This window comes from Psychrobacter submarinus (genome assembly GCF_904846685.1).
Lineage (GTDB): Bacteria > Pseudomonadota > Gammaproteobacteria > Pseudomonadales > Moraxellaceae > Psychrobacter > Psychrobacter submarinus.
This window is the reverse complement of record NZ_CAJHBQ010000002.1, coordinates 528,103-547,595: the sequence shown is the minus strand read 5'-3', so window position 1 is coordinate 547,595 and position 19,493 is coordinate 528,103. Positions and strand designations below refer to the sequence as shown.

Sequence of the window (19,493 nt, the reverse complement as noted above, 5' to 3'; positions counted from 1 at the left end):
TATACTATACTGAACCTGAATAATACACTTTGTACCAATCGACAAATTGCTTAATACCATCTTCTATACTAGTCTCCGGTTTAAAGCCAGTATCCTCTATCAATTCATCTATGTCGGCGTAAGTAATCGGTACGTCGCCTGCTTGCATGGGCAGTAAATTTTCTTGCGCTTTTTTGCCACAAGCGTCTTCAATGGCAGTAATAAAACGGCGCAAAGTGACAGGCTGATTGTTGCCAATGTTGTAAATCTTGTAGGGAGCAGCTGCAGTCGTAATAGTAGAATGCTGGGGCGAAGGCGCTTTATTAATTATACGAATAATGCCATTGACGATATCATCAATGTAGGTAAAGTCACGCTGCATATCACCATTATTAAATACATTAATTGGCTCACCAGCTAGAATTTTCTTTGTGAACGAAAAATATGCCATATCAGGTCGACCGTAAGGACCATAAACAGTGAAGAACCTTAACCCTGTCGTAGGGATATTATATAAATGGCTATAGCTATGTGCCATAAGCTCGTTCGATTTTTTGGTAGCGGCATATAGACTAATAGGAAAATCAACACAATCAGCAGTGGTAAATGGCTGCTTTATATTCATGCCGTAAACTGAGCTGGAGCTGGCATAAATGAGATGCTTAACTTTAGTATGACGACAGCCTTCTAAAACATTAGCGAAGCCAACGATGTTAGAGTCGATATAAGCATTAGGGTTTTCTATGGAGTAGCGCACACCTGCTTGGGCACCTAAATTAACAACCGTATCAAATTGATAGGTTGCAAAAAGCTCAGACATGGCTTCACGATCAGCCAGATCTAACTTAATAAACGTAAAAACTTCCGAATCTGATATCTCACTTAATATTTTCAACCGCGCTTCTTTTAGATCTACATCATAATAATCATTGATATTATCAATACCAACGATACAGTAATCCCTAGCAGATAGATCTGTTTCTAGTATCGTCTTGATTAAATGAAAACCAATAAAACCTGCCGCACCAGTGACCAGTATTTTCATCAGTCGCTCCCAAATAGATCTCGAGTAAACACTTTATCCGCTACGTCCTGTATATCAGTTGATAAACGATTAGCAACGATTACATCGCTCATCGCTTTAAACTCACTCAAATCTTTAATGACGCGCGAATTAAAAAATTCTTTTTCTTCTAGTACTGGCTCATAAACAACGACTTCTATACCTTTGGCTTTAATACGTTTCATAATGCCTTGAATAGCCGAGGCACGAAAATTATCAGACCCACTTTTCATAACCAATCGGTAAACACCAACGATTTTAGGGTTTCTTTGAATGATCTTATCCGCAATAAAATCTTTGCGCGTGCGATTAGAATCAACAATTGCTTTTATCAGGTTGCTTGGCACTTCATCGTAATTTGCTAATAACTGCTTAGTATCTTTGGGCAGACAATAGCCGCCGTAGCCAAATGAGGGGTTGTTATAGTGATCGCCGATACGTGGATCTAAGCCCACCCCTTCGATGATTTGCCTAGTAGATAAGTCAAAAGTCTGTGCATAAGTGTCAAGCTCATTAAAGTAGGCCACGCGCATCGCTAGATAAGTGTTAGAAAATAGCTTGATTGCCTCAGCTTCAGTGGGCTTAGTAAATAGTAATGGAACATCCTTTTTTTGCGCGCCTTCGATGAGTAGGTCTGCAAACTGCTGGGCATGTTTGGACTGCTCTCCGACTATGATTCTAGAAGGGAAAAGGTTGTCATGCAAAGCTTGGCCTTCTCTTAGAAATTCAGGAGAAAATATAATACGCTCAGTGCCATAGCGCGCTCTAATACAGAGCGTAAAGCCGACGGGTACGGTCGATTTGATAATGATGAGGGCGTTTTGATTAACGGTGAGTATCTGCTCAATTACAGTTTCGACGCTTGAGGTATTAAAATAGTTAGTTTTGGGGTCATAATCAGTAGGCGTTGCTATAATAATAAAATCAGCATCTTCATAGGCTTGCTTTGCATCAAGAGTTGCACTGAAATTTAGTTTTTTATTTGCCAAGAAGTGTTCGATATCTTTGTCTTCGATAGGGGATTGCTTATTATTTAGCAATTCTACCTTTTCAGCGACAATGTCGACAGCGATAACGTCATGATGCTGCGCTAGTAGCATAGCATTTGATAAGCCTACATAGCCGGTACCTACTACTGCTATTTTCATAAAGTATCCAAGGTCTCTAAGTTAAAGTTGATGCAATATATGGTTGCTCTAAACGTTAGTTTGCACTCGTTAGTAGCGATGAGGGTAAATATGCCGAAAATTTATTTGTCATAGCGGCTGTAACCTTCTGATAAGAGTCAGAGTTAAGACGGTCTAAGCTTTGAATGCAGCCATACTTATAATCACTATTATCTAAGTTAGACAAAAAACTCTCAACGCTATCTTCGTTCTTCAAGTAATTAACCGCTATATCAGCTCGTAAATGGGCTTGGCTCTTCTGTATTTTGAGATGGTTCATCAGAGTAATAGGGTTCACCTGAGCAACATCTCTAAATTTATACTTTATTTGTGTCTCTAAAAGCTGTGGGTGCTGTAGCAGATAGTTTTTTAAGATCGTTTTATCAACAATATGAGGAAAATGATGAATCTCAAAAAACTGATCCATATCAAGCACTTTTGCACTGAGCATCTGCGCGATGGTATGTCTTGGCTGAATAGGCGTACCTAATAGTTTAGATTTAGCTTTACGAAAGTTAAGTTTGGCATTTAAAGCTGCCGTGTTGCGCCAATGACCGTGCAAGATAAGCTTATCTTCCTCTATAAAATCCTCTAGAGTTGCAGACTGGTTAAAGAAAAAATCATCGTTCATATAAATAAAATAATCAGACACATCCGCTATATGCCAAAGCATTGTTTCAATTGAGCGAGTATTGAACGTTGGCAAAAACTGCTCGTAACCCTCAAAAAGCTCTGTATGATCGATGATTTTTATCTTATCACCTGCACAAATTCCTTGCTTAGCGAACTCATCTATAAACTCAGGCTGCTGCCCGTCACTAACAATATAAATATGACGACAAAAAGGTACATACTTCAAAATAGAAGCAAGGTTGTAATAGATTTCATCATTACTGGCAAAGCGGGTTGAGCTAGTAGCGTCAGAGGCAGCGCTAGAGGTTTTTTGATAGCGCGCTCTTTTTGCTTTGAGCTGTGCATCATCACCGTCCACCCAAGCGATAACAACGTCTATTTGCTTTTTATTCTCTGCTCTCATGGCTTTTCTCATAGATTCACTGCCAATGCTCTTGCAGCCAAGGACTCGGCAAGACACGCCGATACCATTTGCCGCCGCCGCCTTTAATGGCATCTGGCGGATTGATTTCGCCATGGAAGATAACGATTTTAGCACCATTAGGCAGAGTAGGTGCTTTGATAAAGTTAAAGGGCGGCTTTGCCATACATTGGTATTTAAAGCTGACGCACCAGTCTTTAGGCCAATACTCTAAATGATGATGCTCGCGCAAATAGTTGGATAGATAAGCCTGCTCATGGCGTACTTGCGTGCGAATGGTGGCAAAATTACGCTCAAAATTACTAAGCAAGTCAGAATAAGTACCCATGCCAATATTAAAGCGATAGACGGAGCTGTTACCAATCATGCGCCATGGTTTTTTCCAGTCACGAATGATAACCACACTGTCATCAAACTCCGCCTTATAAGTAAAAAAGCTGTCGATATTATCGACAATAACGATGTCGATATCTAAAAATAGCGCCACGCCTTTTAGATCGTACAGCTCAGGCTTGAAGGTGGTGAGTTTTTTCCAGCCGCGTTCAGGTCCCGCAGGTAGATCCAGCTCAGGTATCGGGTAGCACTGTACCGCCTCATTAATACCTGTACTATCATCCGTCAAGCAAACCATCTGAAAGTCCAGTGTCAGATGGCGACTGACCATATTATAGAGACGATTGACATACTCAGGACCGTACTTATCGCCCCATTTCATACAGATGATATAGCGTGACTCTGCTAGGTGGGCAGAGTCTTGGTCTTTTAGAGTATGGTTAACGAAGTCAGATGTCATAATTGACTCTTTTTAATAAGATGAAAACATGAAGCTTAGAAGATGCTATATTTGATACCGCTATATTGAGTCTACTATAAAAGATAGCGCAATTAAGTCTTATATCTTTTATCCTTAGCCGATTTTAGAAAGGCTTGTAGCTTGCTACTATCAGCGCGATAAGGATTGCCAAGATTAGGGATGCGTTTAAAGCGGCGATAGCCCCACATATAATGGCTACATTGATCTTCAATCATCTCTTGCATGGCAATATTCAGAGCATGAGTCGCGACTTCTGTGTTGCGATCATAAAGCGCTGGATCATCGAGCTTATAGCAGTAAATATCAAACCCGCGATTATCATCACGGCGAATACAAGACAGACCGACTAGGGCGCACTTGGTTTTGCTAGCAAGTTTAGGGGCGAGGGTACTAGTCAAAGTCTTAACGCCAAAAAAAGGCACAACCACGCCGCCTGAAGGCTCAGGAACATGGTCGGGTAAGATAATACTAAAACCGCCTCGTTTAAGCGTTTTAAACACTGCTTTGACACCGCTACTATCAGTAGGCACTAAGGTAGCGTTAAGGCGAGCACGACCCTTTAGAATAAAATCACCAGTAAGTTTGTCTTTGACCGGCTTGTACATAATCGTCGGCGAGCCGAATTGATTGAGCCAAGCGTTCATCATCTCCCAAGTACCAAGATGAGGAACGATAGCAAGCATGCCGTTGGGATTGGCTAAGCCTTCTATTAAGATCTCTTGGTTATGCACCTCTCGTATCTGCTCAATGCTCCATTCAGGCGGCATCGCCCAACTCTTGATAGACTCGACGCTACTTAGACACTGATGACGGACGATATCTTTGATAACGGTCTTTTTTTGCTTAGACGTTAGGGCAGGTTCGATGAGTGCCATATTGATCTTGATCGTACGAACGATACTCAAGTTTGGCAGGCGCATCATTATCCTAGCAGTAATACGTGCCAGCATCTGCAATACAGATAAAGGCACGTATTTGAAGATCTGATACGGATTCATAATGAATCGCAGTAATAAGAGATACTCATTACCAGATCAGCTACTGAGCAGGCTTAGTGGTATCTGCTTGAGCTTTTTCACGCAGACGGATACCAAGATCACGCAATTGCTTACCCTCAACAGGAGCTGGAGCTTGAGTCAATGGATCTTCAGCAGTCTTGGTTTTTGGGAAGGCGATGACATCACGGATAGAGCTTGCACCGACCATTAGCATGATCAACCGATCCAAACCAAAGGCAAGACCACCATGCGGCGGCGCACCGAATTTTAGTGCGTCAAGTAGGAAGCTGAATTTCTCTTCAGCCTCAATCGCGTCGATACCTAGCGCTTCAAAGACCGCTTGCTGCATCTCAAGGGTGTTGATACGTAGGCTACCACCGCCAATCTCAGTACCGTTTAGTACCATGTCATAAGCGATAGAGAGCGCAGACTCTGGGTTGTTTTTGAGCTCTTCTACTGAGCCTTTAGGTTTCGTAAACGGATGGTGCATAGAGGTCCATTGCCCGTCATCCGTCTCTTCAAACATTGGGAAGTCAGTGACCCAAAGCGGTGCCCACTCGCAAGTGGTCATATCCATATCAAGGCCAATTTTCTGGCGTAGCGCGCCCATAGCATCGTTGACGATACTGGCTTTATCGGCACCGAAGAAGATGATATCGCCATCTTCGGCCTCAGTGCGCTCAACAAGGCGAGCTAGCACATCGTCAGTCATGTTTTTGATGATAGGTGATTGTAGACCTGACTCTTTATCCACACCGTTGTTAATGTTGCTTGCGTCATTGACCTTAATATAAGCCAAACCGCGCGCGCCATAAATACCGACAAACTTAGTATATTCATCGATTTGCTTACGGCTTAAGGAGGCGCCATTAGGAATACGCAGCGCGGCAACGCGACCTTTTGGATCGTTGGCGGGACCAGCAAAGACCTTGAAGTCAACGTCTTTCATTAAGTCAGCGACATCGATGAGCTTTAGCGGAATACGCAGATCAGGCTTATCAGAAGCGTAGTCACGCATAGCCTCTGCATAAGTCATACGCGGGAAGTCAGCAAGCTCAACATCCATCATCGTTTTGAATAGGTTTTTGATCAAACCTTCATTGATGTTCATGATCTCTTCTTCATTTAAAAAAGAAGTCTCAATATCGACTTGGGTAAATTCAGGCTGACGATCAGCGCGCAGATCTTCGTCACGAAAGCACTTAGCGATTTGATAATAACGATCAAAACCTGACACCATCAATAGCTGCTTAAAGAGCTGCGGCGACTGCGGCAGGGCAAAAAAGTTACCCGGACGAGTACGCGAAGGCACTAGATAGTCGCGTGCGCCCTCTGGCGTTGCGCGAGTCAAGATAGGCGTCTCAACGTCTAAGAAGCCATGATCATCAAGGTAACGGCGAATCGCTGAGGTGGCTTTGGCACGGAACACCATACGCTCTTGCATCTCAGGGCGACGCATATCGAGGTAGCGGTACTTGAGGCGTAAGTCTTCAGAGACGGTCATGTTCTCGTCATTAAGCGGGAAAGGCGGAGTTTCTGACTTGGCTAAGACTTCAATCTCTTTGCCTAATAACTCGACTTGACCGCTAGTCATATTTTTATTTTCAGTGCCTTCGTAACGACGACGGACGCGGCCGGTAATTTTTAGCACATACTCAGGGCGCGCAGCATCAGCGGTAGCGAAAGCTTCAGGCGTATCTGGATCGACTACCACCTGCAAGATGCCAGCACGATCACGCATATCTAAGAAGATCACCCCACCATGATCGCGGCGGCGATGTATCCAGCCGACGATAGTGATCGTCTGCTCTAATAAGTCTTCGGTCACAGCACCGCAGTATTCGTCGCGATAGCCACTGTGTACGGCGAGGTCTTTTTGCGTAATAGTACTAGGTTTCATAGTGCTGTCAGTCATAGTCAAGGTTATCCAGTTATGTGCCCGATTCAAAGAATAGCCGTTTAAAAATACCAGTGAGGCTCTTAAACGATATTTATTATTAAGATAGTCAATTACAAAAAACAGCCAGTCAGCGCTATAAAGACGGATAGTCTGCGCGTCGGCTGTATAAAATTTATTTTAAACGCATATTATGCCTAAAGTACGGGTGTTATACAACTATGCTTATTAACTGCGCTCGCTCATAAAGGCATGACAAGCTTACGAGTGTAATAATTGGTTTATCTCTTATGATTTATAACCATGACGCTTGAAAATAGCGCGCAGCGAGCGCATATTAGCTGCATCTTAAAATAATTTAAGCTATCGCAACTAGAATTATTACCCTAAACCTCTGAATGTAACCCTAAGGAAGACTTGATATGCTATTTCACCCGCCAAAAAACCCTGTCGAGCTTAAAGTCATGCATTTAAATAAGACTCAGCAGCAGCGCCGCGAAGACTTGATGGAAGCGACTCAAGGCAAAGCTGCGCTTAAGCAGCTCAAAAAGAGCATGGCGAAAAAAGCCAAGCAAGCGCTAAAAGTGAAATCTAAAAGCAAGAAGAAAGATAAAAACAAAGAGACCAGTCAGCAAGTATTTGTCCTAGATTTTGACGGTGACATTAAAGCCTCGGCCGTTAAGCATCTGCGCGAAGAGATTAGCACCCTGATCAGTACTGCTAATAAGGGTGATGAAGTTATCATCCGTTTAGAGTCAGGTGGTGGTATGGTGCATAGTTATGGCCTTGCAGCGGCGCAGTTAGTGCGTCTCAAAGACGCGGGTCTTAAGCTCACCGTTTGTGTCGATAAAATCGCAGCCAGTGGCGGCTATATGATGGCTTGTGTCGCTGATAAGATTATTGCAGCGCCTTTTGCGGTGATCGGCTCTATCGGTGTCGTCTCACAATTACCGAACTTCAATAAACTACTGAAAAAAAATGACGTCGATTATGAGATGTTTACCGCTGGTGACTACAAGCGCACGGTGACAGTATTCGGTGAAAACGATGATGAAGATCGCGCTAAATACCAGCAAGAGCTTGAGCAAACGCATGATCTGTTTAAGCATTTCGTCAGTACTTATCGCTCTGAGCTTGATCTGAATAAAGTCGCTAATGGTGAGCATTGGTATGGCGAAGATGCAGTAAAGCTCAACCTCGTCGATAAGCTGCAAACCTCAGATAGCTATATCTTACAGCTTATGGAAGATAATGAGGTTTATGCGCTACATTCGCGTCAAAAGCCAACTCTAGCAGAGAAGTTAGGCTTATCACAAGCCGCTGAGGCGACGATCACTATGGCAGTGGATAAACTACCAGACGCTCTTGCCCGTTTTGATCTCAATAGCCGCTTGAATATTCTAAAGTAAGTGTATTCTTTTAATATAAATGAGTAAAAGCTGAATGAGTTGAGATAAGCTAATTGATAGTGGAATAATATTTTTTAGTGTTATTCATTAGTTAGTATAGAAAGAACTTTAGAAATCCCTAATAAATTTAGGTATATACTATTTCACTGTTGATGTTTTGTAAAAGGCGTGCCTAAACAGTCGCGCCTTTTTTGCTGTTTAAAATTTGGAGCTATGTTATAAATAGGGGAAGTGAAAAACAGTACACGTACGTACACCGTAAGAGATTAGCCATGAGAGGTTAATCATTAATAATGAGAAGGAAGTCAGTTATGTCCAATGATACATTGATGTTTACCGCTACTGAGCACGGTCAAGACATGCATGCCAAAGTCAAAGATTTTATTGCCACTAAGATTGAGCCGATTGAGGATGAGTTTTGGCAAGAGTGCCATAAGATGAACCCAGATGGTAATTGGAAGAACTGGCAGTGGCCAGCCGCGTACGATGATTTACGTAAGCAAGCTCGTGAGGCCGGTCTTTGGAACTTGTTTCTACCCGATGATGAGCTTGGCGCAGGCTTGTCAGTGACTGATTATGCTCCAATTGCAGAGCTTACGGGCCGTAGTTTATTAGCGCCGCATATCTTTAACTGTAATGCTCCTGATAGCGGTAATATGGAGCTGCTATGGCGCTATGGTAGTACTGATCAGCAGGATAAGTGGCTGACCCCTTTACTAGAAGGTAAGACGCGTTCCGTGTTTTGTATGACTGAGCCTGATGTTGCTTCTAGTGATGCAACCAACATGGAGGCGACCGCTGTCGTCGATGGTGATGAGATCGTCATTAATGGTAGCAAATGGTGGTCATCCGGTCTTGGCGATCCAGCCGTCGATTTACTGATTGTCATGGCATACACGCCTGATGAAAATAAAGATCGCCACCAGCAGCATTCTATGGTGCTAGTTCCTGTAGACACTAAAGGGGTTAACATCAAGCGAATGCTTAAAGTATTCGGTGATTATGACGCGCCGCATGGTCATGGTGAAATCAGCTTCGATAATGTACGGGTGCCAGTTGCTAATTTTATCGGTGGACCTGGTATGGGTTTTGAGATTGCGCAAGGCCGCTTAGGACCTGGGCGTATTCATCACTGCATGCGCTGTATTGGTGCCGCCGAGAAGTCGTTAGAGCTTGCGATTCACCGCGGTATGAGTCGTGTTGGTTTTGGTAAGCCAATCTTACAGCTAGGGGGTAACTTAGAGCGTGTCGCCGAGGCGCGTATCAAGATCGATCAAGCGCGGTTATTGACGTTATATGCCGCGCAAAAAATGGACAGCCAAGGTACCAAAGCGGCGTTAACTGAAATCTCAGCGATTAAAGTGGTCGCGCCTACTGTATTACAAGAAGTGGCTGATATGGCGATTCAGATCCATGGTGGTATGGGCGTTTGCCAAGATACTATGTTGCCAGGGTTCTATGCTCAAGCTCGGGTGTTGCGTTTAGCGGACGGTCCGGACGAGGTACATAAAACAATGATTGCAAAATTAGAGCTAAAGCGTCAAGGCTTTCGCCGTCCTGCAAAATCGTCTAAATAAGAAGCTCGCGAAATGATAGTCTGCTAAACAAGAGGCGAGCTACAAATAGGGTCTAAGTGCTAATGGGTCATTTAGGCCATAGCATTGACCCTAATGCCCCTTACTTTAGCGAATATTATCCCTTAAGATTCACTATCAAGCTTTTGGTAGTGAATTTTTCACTAAGGTCTGTTGAATATTCAAAAATGGCAACACACAAACAAGCAGTACACAAACAATAAGGAACATTGTATGGCAACCGATAAACCAAATACCGAAGATAGTGCTAAGAGCAACCAGCAGCCAGAACTAAACGCGGTACTAGACAAAGGCGGCGAAGTGCGAGAAGGCGAGGAGCTGGATGCGCAAGCGATTAGCAGCTGGTTACGAGACCAAGGCGTCGACATTCAAGGCGAACCTACCGTTACTCAATTTTCAGGGGGCGCGTCGAACTGGACTTATCGTTTAGAGTATGACAATCAAGATCTGATTCTGCGCCGCCCGCCTAAAGGCACCAAAGCCAAGTCCGCTCATGATATGGTACGCGAATACACGGTACAAAAAGCGCTAAAAGACGCTTATCCTTATGTCCCCAAAATGGTTGCGTTATGTACTGACGACAACATTATCGGGGCAGACTTCTATGTGATGGAGCGCATGGAAGGCATTATTCCGCGTGCCAATTTGCCAAAAGAGATAGATTTTGATCCCGCGCAAACCCGTGAGCTGTGTACTAACGTAATAGATGCGTTAATCGAGCTGCATCAGGTCGACTATACCGAGCATGCTGATCTAGTTAATTTAGGCCGCGGTGAGGGCTACTGTGAACGCCAAGTGACCGGCTGGGATAAGCGCTATGTGAAAGCAAAAACGCCAAACGTACCGAGCTTTGGTATCGTGCGTCAATGGCTCAATAAGCACACACCAAAAGATAGCAAGACCTGCATTATTCATAATGACTGGCGTTTTGATAATGTAATTTTGGCGGCTGACAATCCCACCGAAGTCATTGGAGTGCTTGATTGGGAGATGGCGACCCTGGGTGACCCCTTAATGGACTTAGGCAGCGCTTTGGCGTACTGGATTGAAGCTGATGATAACATCATTATGCAGCAGTCGCGCCGTCAGCCAACTCATCTAAAAGGGATGATGACTCGCGATGAAGTCGTCGAATACTACTTAAATAAAACGGGCCTTGAGATTGATAACTGGACCTTTTATGAGGTGTTTGGATTATTTCGCTTAGCCGGTATCGTGCAGCAAATCTACTATCGCTACTATAATAAACAAACCAAAAACCCCGCCTTTAAGAACTTTTGGCTCATCGTTCATGTGTTAAACGCAAAGTGCCTGAAGCTTATCGCGCAGTATGAAGGCGAGACACTATTTATGACTCACGTGCAGCCGCGCTTAGAGGAAAAAGGAGTGGATAAAGCCGCGATAGAGCAATTGCCAGAGCCGGTACAAAAGCTAGTCAAAAGCATCTTACCTAAAGGTTATTTTGAATCGACGTCAAAGTCAGTTGATGAGTAATTTAGCTAAGAAGTCTTTCGTTAATACACTCTTAAAATAATATAACTATTAGGTAGTAGGATTATGATTACCATACTTTTGGCTCGGCACGGTCAGGCCTCTTTTGGCAAAAAAAACTACGATGAGTTATCAGAGTTAGGGATTACGCAGGCGCGTATGCTTGGCGCTCATTATGCTCATACGCAGCGCCGTATCGATGCAGTCTTCAGTGGTCACTTGATGCGTCAGCAGGACTCTGCCCGCCATTTTTTAGCGAGCTATCAAGAGACTGTAGCTGAACAAAAACAGAGTCATTCACCTGCCAATGCTCCGGCTGACTTATCTGATGATCGTTTGATTGCTGAATTCAACGAGTTTAATCATCAAGACGTATTGACCAAGTCTAACCCAGCCTTTGCAAACCAAGCGGCTATAGCCATGGAGATCGCAAAAGCTGACGTGCCTAAGCTGCGTTTGGCTGAGCTATTTGATCAAGCGATGCAGCGCTGGCATGGCAGCGAGTATGATGATGACTATATTGAGAGCTGGACACAGTTCAATGAGCGTACACAGCGCGCGCTCGCGCAAATACGCGATAAAGCCAACTCATTAAATACAGCTGCTAAAGATAATAGAGCCGCTGAGGATACGACAGTGTTGGTATTTACCTCGGGCGGGGTAATCGCTGCGATTACCGCGCAGTTACTTGAGCAGGACAGTCAAACGGCCTATCAGCTCAATAAGCGGTTAATCAATACGGGGGTGACCGCTCTTACCTTACGAGGAGAGACGGCACGGTTATTGTCCTTGAATGAATACAGCCATTTATTTGCCGAAGGCGAGCGCTTTGTTACTTGGCGCTAATGGTGAATGTTTAGGGTATAAGGTATAGTGATTATCCGCACTTAAGAAAAGATTACATCTAGTATCTAAAGCATGGCCACTATACTATGATATCTTTATATCTGGTTATTTAAAGCCATAAAGCGGTGCAAACGTACGGTATTGATGAGAAGAGAATGCTATGCAAAATAAACTAATGAGCTTAGTAACAAAAACTGTCAAACAAGGCAGGGCGCAAGCGACCAGTGCGATACAACCTGCGCGCTATCTGAATGGTCTGACCAAATCACAAGTCGGACAAGGCAAAACTGTGCTGGTCACTGGCGCAAGCTCAGGTCTTGGTGAGGTCATGGCACGATTATTTGCCAAACTTGGCTATAATCTAGCGATTTGCGCGCGCCGCGGTGAGCGTCTAGAGCAGCTTAAAGTCGATTTGTTGCAGAGCCATCCCAATATCCGAGTGGAATATAAAATCTTAGACGTCAGCGACTATGAGTCAATATTCAAAGTATTTGATGAGTTTGCCGCAGACTTTGGACATTTAGATCGTATCGTTGTCAATGCTGGTGTCGGAGATAGCCGCCGTATCGGTAAAGGCCGGTTTAAAATCAACCGCCGTACCGCTGAGATCAACTTCATCTCAGCACTCGCGCAGTGTGAAGCTGCCATGAAAATATTTCGCGAGCAAAACGCGGGTCATTTAGTGGTAATCTCGAGCATGTCAGCGATGCGCGGTCTGCCAGGTCATATGACAACCTATGGCGCAGCAAAAGCTGGTATTGCGCATCTTGCCGAAGGGATTCGCGCCGATATGTTGCTCACTGAGCTACCGATTAAGGTCACTACGATTTATCCAGGTTATATTCGTACTGAGATTAACAAGGATGCTAAGCCATTACCATTTGAAGTGGACGCTGATACGGGAACCAAAGCCATCGTCGCAGCCATAGAGTCTGGTGCCGAGGAAGCTTGCGTGCCAAGTTTGCCTTGGTCGATTGTTGGTCAAGCAATGAAGCATCTGCCTTTGCAGATTGTGAGTAAGATTAGCTAAAGCTACTTTTTCTATCTAAGTGCTTAATACCGGTGATTTTATAATAAGAAAGCCGTTCCAAAAATCTTACTCAAACCTAGCCAATATTGACTATTAGATAGGTTTGACGTTTTCTTTCTGCTTCATTGTCACGCGCTATTTCTCATTTGAGATTTAGACTGACCACGACTCCACAGACTTTTTTAATTGGCGATGGAACTCACCGTCCAATAAACAGGATTATGCAGCTGTTAAAATAACAGTCGCGTTATTTAAAATATTGATGCTGGCGTTGAGGTCACGGTCATGAGGAACCTGACCAGTTAGGAGCACAAACCACTCACGCATTTGTCAATGTTAGCTCATCTTTACCAAGGATATATGATTGCAGTTTGAACAGGTTTTTGAGCCCCTGGGTAGAAGGGTCGACTGATTTCACAACCTTGCCTTTGCTCAGTGGCTTTGTGAGATAAGCTGTCGCTTAAAACTCAAAGAAACCCAAAACGTCACTGATAGCTCTTGATAGCCGCCTGTGTTCTTAACCATACCTTTGACATTCAAATCCTCAATCGCAATCACATCGAACTCATTAACCAGACTTGTTGTGATTTGATGGAGAGAATCTTTGCCTAATACACCTGATCTTATAGTGCAAACGAGAGAGCTTGGTTTTTCAGCTTTTTCTCTGTTTTTACTGCCCTTTTTTTAGTGCGACTGAGCGCTTTGTTTAGCGTTCTTAGTTTTTTAAAGGTTTGCTTGAAGTGGTTTTGGCGCTTTAATTTTAGTGCCGTCTGATAAACTCAGTAAGTCAGTAATACCAAGATCAACACCAACGCTTTTACCTGTCTCTTTTGAAAGTAGGAATTACAGCTTTTTAACCCGTATTTCAACAGCCACACTAACAAACCACTTACCGCCACGTTTTAGAGATGGTGGCTGACATGATCTTGCCGTCAAAACGTAAAGCTTCTTTTAAGCAGAACCAGCGCCCAAGTTTGGGATACGAATGGATTTACCTTTAATGGCAAATTGGTCGTTGGATAAACTGAATCTATCGTCACGGCCTTTTTTACGAGCGGTTGGGTATTTCGCTAAGCTTCCTTTAAAGAAGTTGTTATAAGCATCACCCAACTGCATGATTGCCGCCTGCGGAGCGACATTTGGTCACTTCCCAGCATATAGGGAATAATTCACGCTTAATGGCGTTCAATTCTGCGCTCTGAGCTTCGCCTGTGAGGGGCTTGTTTAGATTTTTAGTATCAACCTCAACGCCTGCGGCCAAACACGCATCACGGTACGGTTCTTTGTCAAGGCATACTGCGCCGCTGCCACTCATGCACAGAAGCCAGTTGGCCAGGCTGTTCTCGCCACTGCCACAAGCACGAGCATAGGTGATTTGCCTGTACTGTTGTTTGGCTTGAGTTCGATAATGTAGTCACGGATCATAGTATGCTTTTAAAACCGAAATCCATCTATTAATTGTTGGTTTTTCTAATGCTGCGAGAGCCGTATAGCCTCTCGCTGAAAATACCTTGATAATCTCCAATGTTACATCTTGGGCTAATTCTTGCTCAAAACTCAACTCTTCACACCTTGATTGATTATTACCACTTCAACGTCACGAGCCTCACACAACATGAAAACCAGTTCTGCACCAAATCGTAAAAAGCCTCGTCTTTATGGGTAATTACCAGCCGTTCAACTTTATTGCCCAGTATGTCATCAAGCAGGTTTTTTAAGCCTTTCTTTTATAATTCATTCCACTACCAAGATCGGTAATCGTCTCAAAAGTCCAGTCTGCCTGGCACAATAAAGTTCCAAAAACTTGAGACTGGCGAAGTAGTCGTCTTTTGGATACGACTCGACACACGAGCATAAGCAATGGTTTTCGGTCTAATTTAGGTTGGTGTATTCAAGGAATGCGGTCTGATTTCACTTAAATCATATCGCCTATGCCCGTTTTCGGTTCGCTTGGCGACTAACGTACCATCCTCATCCCAACTGTCTTAATGTGGATTGAAGCAACCCCGAAATGTTTGCAGCCTCCCCAATACTAACCAGTTTCCCCATAACTTGCTCTCTATATTATAGATATAATCTCATCTATTATAGTAATAAATAGGTAGGTTTGTATATATTTTATTTAACTGTTTGCAACCCTCGGTTTAGCGAGGGGAGGAAGTCAATGGCTATCAACAATGCTGATTAACGCTTACGCATGATCGGCTAGGTGTTTTTCGCGCAGCTTCTGGCGCAGGACTTTGCCAACATTACTTTTAGGTAGATCATCAACGAACTCAATATGACTTGGGCATTTGTAGCGAGTTAGGTTTTTATAAGCAAAGTCTTTAATCATAGCTTCGCTGACGCTATCATTGTCAGGTATGACGTATATCTTTACCGACTCACCTTGGCTATCATCAGCAACGCCAATAACAGCGCAGTCTGAGATACCTTCACAATCGAGCATAACCGATTCGATCTCATTAGGGAAGACGTTAAACCCTGAGACGAGTATCATATCTTTTGGGGCTGTAGTAGATAAGCACTATGCTAGACTACTTTTATGAAGATAACCCGTTGTAAACTAAGTAAAAAAGTACAGCGAAGGCTGTTAGAGTTTTTTACAGCTGAAGTGACTGCTAGAACAGCCGCAGATTTGCTCAATATTCAGCCTAACACTGCTGCACTTTTTTATCATAAAATAAGACTTGTGATAGATCATCATCTCTCATTAGAAGCTGATGAACTTTTTGATGGCGAAGTCGAATTAGATGAAAGTTACTTTGGCGGCGTACGCAAAGGCAAAAGAGGTCGTGGGGCTGCTGGTAAAACCGCTGTATTTGGTATTCTAAAACGAAACGGTAAGGTTTATACCATTGTCGTAGCAGACACCAAACAGACTACCCTAATGCCTGTTATTAAGCGTAACATCAAGCCTGACAGCTTTGTTTATACGGATAGCTATCGAAGTTACAATGCATTAGATGTGAGCGAGTTTAAACATTTCAGAGTCAATCACTCTAAAGAGTTTACTTGTGGTAAAAACAATCACATCAACGGCATTGAGAACTTTTGGAATCAGTCTAAACGAACGCTCAGAAAATATAATGGGATCGATAAGAAGAACTTCCATTTGTTTTTAAAAGAGTGCGAGTTTAGATTTAACTATGGCTCACCATCTAATCAGCTGAAAACCTTGAGAAAATGGTGTGATATTTAATCCTTATCTACTACAGCCCCTATCTTTTTTGCGATCGAGTATAGTGAAGTAGCCTTGCTCATCCATTTTGCCGATGTCACTGGTGCGAAAGTAACCGTCTTCGGTGAACTCCTTACTTGAGCTGATGGCGCAGCTCGCGACCGGTGTATAGTGGGTTGACTGGCGTACAGACATAACCTGCCCGCAAGATGCCAAGCATAGTCGGCAAATATTGCGGTACGTTTGGCATCATCAATGCCACCACGCTACCGGGCGCTAAGCTTTGTGATTGTAGCCATGCGGCGATGGCTTTTGAAGCTTGATTGATATCATCATAGCTGTGTTTAACACCCATACAGATGCTAAAGGGCTGATTAGCGAAGCTATCGAAACTCTCTTCATACAGCTCTATCAAGCTTGAGTATTGATCGGGGTCAATAGTGGCAGGGACGCTGGCTGGATACTGTGCAAGCCAAGGTTTATTCATCATTATTACTATCCTTAGTGAGTGATAAATGGAGTAGAAGGTGTGGATTGATAACAAAGGTATCGCTATCGCTTATCCATCTTTTCAACAGATAAATCCTTATATCTGATGAGAGGTGAGCATAATGATAAAATTCTATACTATTTTTGGCACTTTACAAAGCAAGAAGCCCTTTATTCATATAAAGGGCTTCTGTAGAGTACCAATCACTAGCAGGTTAGTTATAAAGACGGATTGTCTAATAAATGCTGTTCGCGCAGCTTTTGACGCAGCACTTTACCAACGTTGGACTTAGGAAGCTCATCGACAAACTCAATATAACGAGGGCACTTATAACCAGTCAAATGATCCAAAGCAAACTCTTTGATGTCGCTCTTACTGACGTTCTGATTGGCAGGGACGACGTAGAGTTTGACCGCTTCGCCTTGGCGCTCATCAGGAATGCCAATGACAGCGCAATCAATAACGCCTTCACAGTCAAGCATCACTGACTCAATCTCATTCGGGAATACGTTAAAGCCTGAGACTAAAATCATATCCTTTTTGCGATCGAGTAGGGTGAAGTAACCCTTTTCATCCATACTAACGATATCACCAGTACGGAAGTAGCCATCCTCAGTGAAATCGCCACTGCTATCGGTGCTAAGATAGCCTGAAGTGACATTTGGGCCCTTAAAGCACATCTCGCCTGCTTGATGGACGCCCAGACGCTCACCATTTTCGTCTATAACGATGACGTCAACGCTTGGCACAGGAACACCAATAGTACCGTTGAACTCGCGATTGGTGATGACGTTTGCGGTACCCGCGGCCACGCCTTCGGTCATACCCCAACCTTCGACCATCGGGCAGCCTGTGACCTCTAACCAGCGCGCTGCGGTCTGTTCTGTCGCTGCCATACCGCCGGCTTGGGTGATACGTAGTGAGCTAAAGTCCAAGTCTTTGAAGTTTGGCTGATCTAATAAGCCTTTAAACAAAGTGTTGACCGCTGGGAAGATATGGAACGGCTGCTTCGATAAGGTTTTAATAAACCCGGGCATATCGCGAGGGTTGGGCACTAGGATAAAGGTGTAGCCTGAACGCATGCCCAATAAGCTGAGCATAAAAGCAAAGATATGATACAGCGGTAGCGCCATGACCATATTGATATAGACTTCATTAATCTCCGAGGTCACCGGCAAATACCAAGCTTCTGACTGAAGCGCGGCGGCGACGACATTACGCTGTGATAATACAGCGCCTTTGGATAAACCAGTAGTACCACCGGTGTACTGCAAGATCGCTTTTTGATCTAAGTTCATGTTGGTTTTATTAAAAGGCAGCTCTTTGCCTCTTTTGATAACGTCAGGGAACTTAGTCACTTCATGCTTAGGATCATTGAGCTTATATTTGGGTACTAAGCGTTTAACTTGTCGGATGATGGTATTGACCAACATTCCTTTTAGACCCATCATGTCGCCCATTTTGGAGAGCACGATACGTTTGATAGCGGTCTCATCGACCACTTGCTCAAGCGCCTGAGCGAAGTTGTCAACGACAAAGATAACTTGAGCGCCAGAGTCATTCAATTGATGACGTAGCTCACGACCGGTATAGAGTGGATTGATAGGCGTACAGATATAGCCGGCACGCAAGATACCTATCATCGTCGGCAGGTACTGCGGTACGTTTGGCATCATAAGCGCTACAATACTGCCTTTAGGTAGCCCCTGCGCCTGTAGCCAAGCGGCGATAGCTAATGAGGTTTTATCGATATCATCATAAGTATGCGTGACACCCATGCAGACACTCATCGGATGCATACGAAAACGATCAAAACACTCTTCATAGAGGTCGACTATATTGCCGTATTTATCAGGGTTGATTGTCTTAGGTACGTTAGTCGGGTATTGGTCGAGCCAAGGTTTGTTCACTGTCATATTTAGCATCCTTAAATTTGAGATAAGTTAAGGTTCTATAGGCAAGTAGTCACATCCCTGTCAACATCAACAGCTATGGTGGTCATCCTGTCCATGGCTATATGATGTCGAGTGCTATCCTATCTATTAACTGACTGCTAACATATGGTGGCCTTCACACAAGTCTTTCATTGAGGCTCTATAAATACGAACCTAAATGAGAAGCTTTTCAGCGCTGTCGATACAGCACTGTTGTTGCTTAAAGTATTATCGCTATACAAATATACTGATTTAACTGCCATTAAAATGACTGTTGACTAAAATCTTAGAGCACAATAATCTTAATATTTTGCTAAACAGTAACATAGTGAAATAATTTGGAAACACACTACCATAACCTGAGCTTTTGATGATAACGACATACAAAGACTTTAGAGTAATAATATAAAGTTGATAAGTCTCTCATAATGTGGTGTGGTAAGCGGATAAGTGGATAATAATAATAGACGAGCGGTTATATTGACCCAATATTATATTGCAGCGCTTATATAGTAGTGCTATCAAGCGCAAACCTATAAAAAAGGC

General features: G+C 43.6%; 18 protein-coding genes and 1 pseudogene. 6 read left to right on the top strand and 13 right to left on the bottom strand.

The genetic code is table 11. The annotated features are described in order from the left end of the window. Nucleotides 1-4: 4 nt before the first annotated feature. From JMY03_RS08470 to aspS, 6 genes are all read right to left on the bottom strand, one after another. Nucleotides 5-1,024: an NAD-dependent epimerase gene (locus JMY03_RS08470; protein ID WP_201602939.1), complete on the bottom strand. Its 1,020-nt coding sequence runs from the start codon at nucleotides 1,022-1,024 to the stop codon at nucleotides 5-7. Then, a complete protein-coding gene (locus tag JMY03_RS08465; protein ID WP_201602937.1) occupies nucleotides 1,024-2,190 on the bottom strand; it encodes a nucleotide sugar dehydrogenase in 1,167 nt (388 codons plus the stop codon). The genes JMY03_RS08470 and JMY03_RS08465 overlap by 1 nt, the downstream gene beginning before the upstream one ends. A 55-nt stretch (nucleotides 2,191-2,245) precedes the next feature. Next, complete coding sequence (locus JMY03_RS08460; protein ID WP_201603292.1) at nucleotides 2,246-3,244, bottom strand: Stealth CR1 domain-containing protein; 999 nt, start codon at nucleotides 3,242-3,244, stop codon at nucleotides 2,246-2,248. Between the two features lie 16 nt (nucleotides 3,245-3,260). Next, on the bottom strand, nucleotides 3,261-3,977 hold the full coding sequence (locus tag JMY03_RS08455) for a glycosyltransferase (protein WP_390880195.1): 717 nt from the start codon (nucleotides 3,975-3,977) through the stop codon (nucleotides 3,261-3,263). Nucleotides 3,978-4,147: 170 nt separating this feature from the next. Then, nucleotides 4,148-5,074, bottom strand: coding sequence for a lysophospholipid acyltransferase family protein (locus JMY03_RS08450; protein WP_201602933.1), 927 nt, complete (start codon nucleotides 5,072-5,074; stop codon nucleotides 4,148-4,150). Between the two features lie 40 nt (nucleotides 5,075-5,114). Next, nucleotides 5,115-6,974: an aspartate--tRNA ligase gene (aspS, locus tag JMY03_RS08445; RefSeq protein ID WP_201558622.1), complete on the bottom strand. Its 1,860-nt coding sequence runs from the start codon at nucleotides 6,972-6,974 to the stop codon at nucleotides 5,115-5,117. Between the two features lie 419 nt (nucleotides 6,975-7,393). Between aspS and sohB the strand changes: the two genes are divergently transcribed. The 5 genes from sohB to JMY03_RS08420 all read left to right on the top strand — a co-directional run bounded on the left by sohB (nucleotide 7,394) and on the right by JMY03_RS08420 (nucleotide 13,342). Beyond that, complete coding sequence (gene sohB, locus JMY03_RS08440; RefSeq protein WP_025646904.1) at nucleotides 7,394-8,380, top strand: protease SohB; 987 nt, start codon at nucleotides 7,394-7,396, stop codon at nucleotides 8,378-8,380. Between the two features lie 329 nt (nucleotides 8,381-8,709). Continuing rightward, nucleotides 8,710-9,957, top strand: coding sequence for an acyl-CoA dehydrogenase family protein (locus tag JMY03_RS08435; protein ID WP_201603290.1), 1,248 nt, complete (start codon nucleotides 8,710-8,712; stop codon nucleotides 9,955-9,957). Nucleotides 9,958-10,188: 231 nt separating this feature from the next. Further along, nucleotides 10,189-11,469 carry a phosphotransferase family protein gene (locus tag JMY03_RS08430; RefSeq protein WP_201602931.1) on the top strand — a complete coding sequence of 427 codons (1,281 nt, stop codon included), beginning with the start codon at nucleotides 10,189-10,191 and terminating at the stop codon, nucleotides 11,467-11,469. A gap of 63 nt (nucleotides 11,470-11,532) precedes the next feature. Continuing rightward, the gene (locus tag JMY03_RS08425; RefSeq protein ID WP_201602927.1) at nucleotides 11,533-12,312 is read left to right on the top strand and encodes a histidine phosphatase family protein; all 780 of its coding nucleotides are present in this window, start codon (nucleotides 11,533-11,535) and stop codon (nucleotides 12,310-12,312) included. Nucleotides 12,313-12,472: 160 nt separating this feature from the next. Beyond that, the gene (locus JMY03_RS08420; RefSeq protein ID WP_201602924.1) at nucleotides 12,473-13,342 is read left to right on the top strand and encodes an SDR family oxidoreductase; all 870 of its coding nucleotides are present in this window, start codon (nucleotides 12,473-12,475) and stop codon (nucleotides 13,340-13,342) included. Between the two features lie 432 nt (nucleotides 13,343-13,774). On the opposite strand, the gene JMY03_RS13295 is transcribed toward JMY03_RS08420, so the two are convergent. The 5 genes and pseudogenes from JMY03_RS13295 to JMY03_RS08410 form a co-directional block, all read right to left on the bottom strand. Beyond that, nucleotides 13,775-13,900, bottom strand: a complete 126-nt coding sequence (locus JMY03_RS13295; protein WP_265089622.1) for a hypothetical protein — start codon at nucleotides 13,898-13,900, stop codon at nucleotides 13,775-13,777. 393 nt (nucleotides 13,901-14,293) lie between these two features. After that, entirely contained in the window at nucleotides 14,294-14,458 is a 165-nt protein-coding gene (locus JMY03_RS13150; protein ID WP_227675562.1) for a hypothetical protein, read from the bottom strand. After that, nucleotides 14,445-14,657 carry a hypothetical protein gene (locus JMY03_RS13145; RefSeq protein ID WP_227675561.1) on the bottom strand — a complete coding sequence of 71 codons (213 nt, stop codon included), beginning with the start codon at nucleotides 14,655-14,657 and terminating at the stop codon, nucleotides 14,445-14,447. The genes JMY03_RS13150 and JMY03_RS13145 overlap by 14 nt, the downstream gene beginning before the upstream one ends. 119 nt (nucleotides 14,658-14,776) lie before the next feature. After that, nucleotides 14,777-15,391, bottom strand: a pseudogene (locus JMY03_RS13430) (IS607 family transposase). Nucleotides 15,392-15,533: 142 nt separating this feature from the next. Beyond that, a complete protein-coding gene (locus tag JMY03_RS08410) occupies nucleotides 15,534-15,842 on the bottom strand; it encodes an AMP-binding enzyme (RefSeq protein WP_201602921.1) in 309 nt (102 codons plus the stop codon). Between the two features lie 45 nt (nucleotides 15,843-15,887). On the opposite strand from JMY03_RS08410, the gene JMY03_RS08405 reads away from it, so the two are divergent. Next, nucleotides 15,888-16,544 carry an IS1595 family transposase gene (locus JMY03_RS08405; RefSeq protein WP_201602918.1) on the top strand — a complete coding sequence of 219 codons (657 nt, stop codon included), beginning with the start codon at nucleotides 15,888-15,890 and terminating at the stop codon, nucleotides 16,542-16,544. Nucleotides 16,545-16,656: 112 nt separating this feature from the next. Here JMY03_RS08405 and JMY03_RS08400 read toward each other — a convergent pair whose 3' ends face one another. Together JMY03_RS08400 and JMY03_RS08395 are read right to left on the bottom strand one after the other, a co-directional pair. Then, nucleotides 16,657-17,013, bottom strand: coding sequence for an AMP-binding protein (locus JMY03_RS08400; RefSeq protein WP_227675560.1), 357 nt, complete (start codon nucleotides 17,011-17,013; stop codon nucleotides 16,657-16,659). A 218-nt stretch (nucleotides 17,014-17,231) separates the two neighbouring features. After that, on the bottom strand, nucleotides 17,232-18,929 hold the full coding sequence (locus JMY03_RS08395) for an AMP-binding protein (RefSeq protein ID WP_201602915.1): 1,698 nt from the start codon (nucleotides 18,927-18,929) through the stop codon (nucleotides 17,232-17,234). Between the last annotated feature and the right edge of the window lie 564 nt (nucleotides 18,930-19,493).

Excerpts from the sequence above, each read along its gene's own strand:
- JMY03_RS08430 (WP_201602931.1), top strand. The coding sequence starts at position 10,189 with ATGGCAACCGATAAACCAAATACCGAAGATAGTGCTAAGAGCAACCAG.
- JMY03_RS08405 (WP_201602918.1), top strand. The coding sequence starts at position 15,888 with ATGAAGATAACCCGTTGTAAACTAAGTAAAAAAGTACAGCGAAGGCTG.
- JMY03_RS08435 (WP_201603290.1), top strand. The coding sequence starts at position 8,710 with ATGTTTACCGCTACTGAGCACGGTCAAGACATGCATGCCAAAGTCAAA.
- aspS (WP_201558622.1), bottom strand. The coding sequence starts at position 6,974 with ATGAAACCTAGTACTATTACGCAAAAAGACCTCGCCGTACACAGTGGC.
- JMY03_RS08410 (WP_201602921.1), bottom strand. The coding sequence starts at position 15,842 with ATGATACTCGTCTCAGGGTTTAACGTCTTCCCTAATGAGATCGAATCG.
- JMY03_RS08470 (WP_201602939.1), bottom strand. The coding sequence starts at position 1,024 with ATGAAAATACTGGTCACTGGTGCGGCAGGTTTTATTGGTTTTCATTTA.
- JMY03_RS13150 (WP_227675562.1), bottom strand. The coding sequence starts at position 14,458 with ATGCAGTTGGGTGATGCTTATAACAACTTCTTTAAAGGAAGCTTAGCG.
- JMY03_RS08460 (WP_201603292.1), bottom strand. The coding sequence starts at position 3,244 with ATGAGAGCAGAGAATAAAAAGCAAATAGACGTTGTTATCGCTTGGGTG.
- JMY03_RS08395 (WP_201602915.1), bottom strand. The coding sequence starts at position 18,929 with ATGACAGTGAACAAACCTTGGCTCGACCAATACCCGACTAACGTACCT.
- JMY03_RS08465 (WP_201602937.1), bottom strand. The coding sequence starts at position 2,190 with ATGAAAATAGCAGTAGTAGGTACCGGCTATGTAGGCTTATCAAATGCT.
- sohB (WP_025646904.1), top strand. The coding sequence starts at position 7,394 with ATGCTATTTCACCCGCCAAAAAACCCTGTCGAGCTTAAAGTCATGCAT.
- JMY03_RS08400 (WP_227675560.1), bottom strand. The coding sequence starts at position 17,013 with ATGATGAATAAACCTTGGCTTGCACAGTATCCAGCCAGCGTCCCTGCC.
- JMY03_RS13145 (WP_227675561.1), bottom strand. The coding sequence starts at position 14,657 with ATGAGTGGCAGCGGCGCAGTATGCCTTGACAAAGAACCGTACCGTGAT.
- JMY03_RS08455 (WP_390880195.1), bottom strand. The coding sequence starts at position 3,977 with ATGAAATGGGGCGATAAGTACGGTCCTGAGTATGTCAATCGTCTCTAT.
- JMY03_RS08425 (WP_201602927.1), top strand. The coding sequence starts at position 11,533 with ATGATTACCATACTTTTGGCTCGGCACGGTCAGGCCTCTTTTGGCAAA.
- JMY03_RS08450 (WP_201602933.1), bottom strand. The coding sequence starts at position 5,074 with ATGAATCCGTATCAGATCTTCAAATACGTGCCTTTATCTGTATTGCAG.
- JMY03_RS08420 (WP_201602924.1), top strand. The coding sequence starts at position 12,473 with ATGCAAAATAAACTAATGAGCTTAGTAACAAAAACTGTCAAACAAGGC.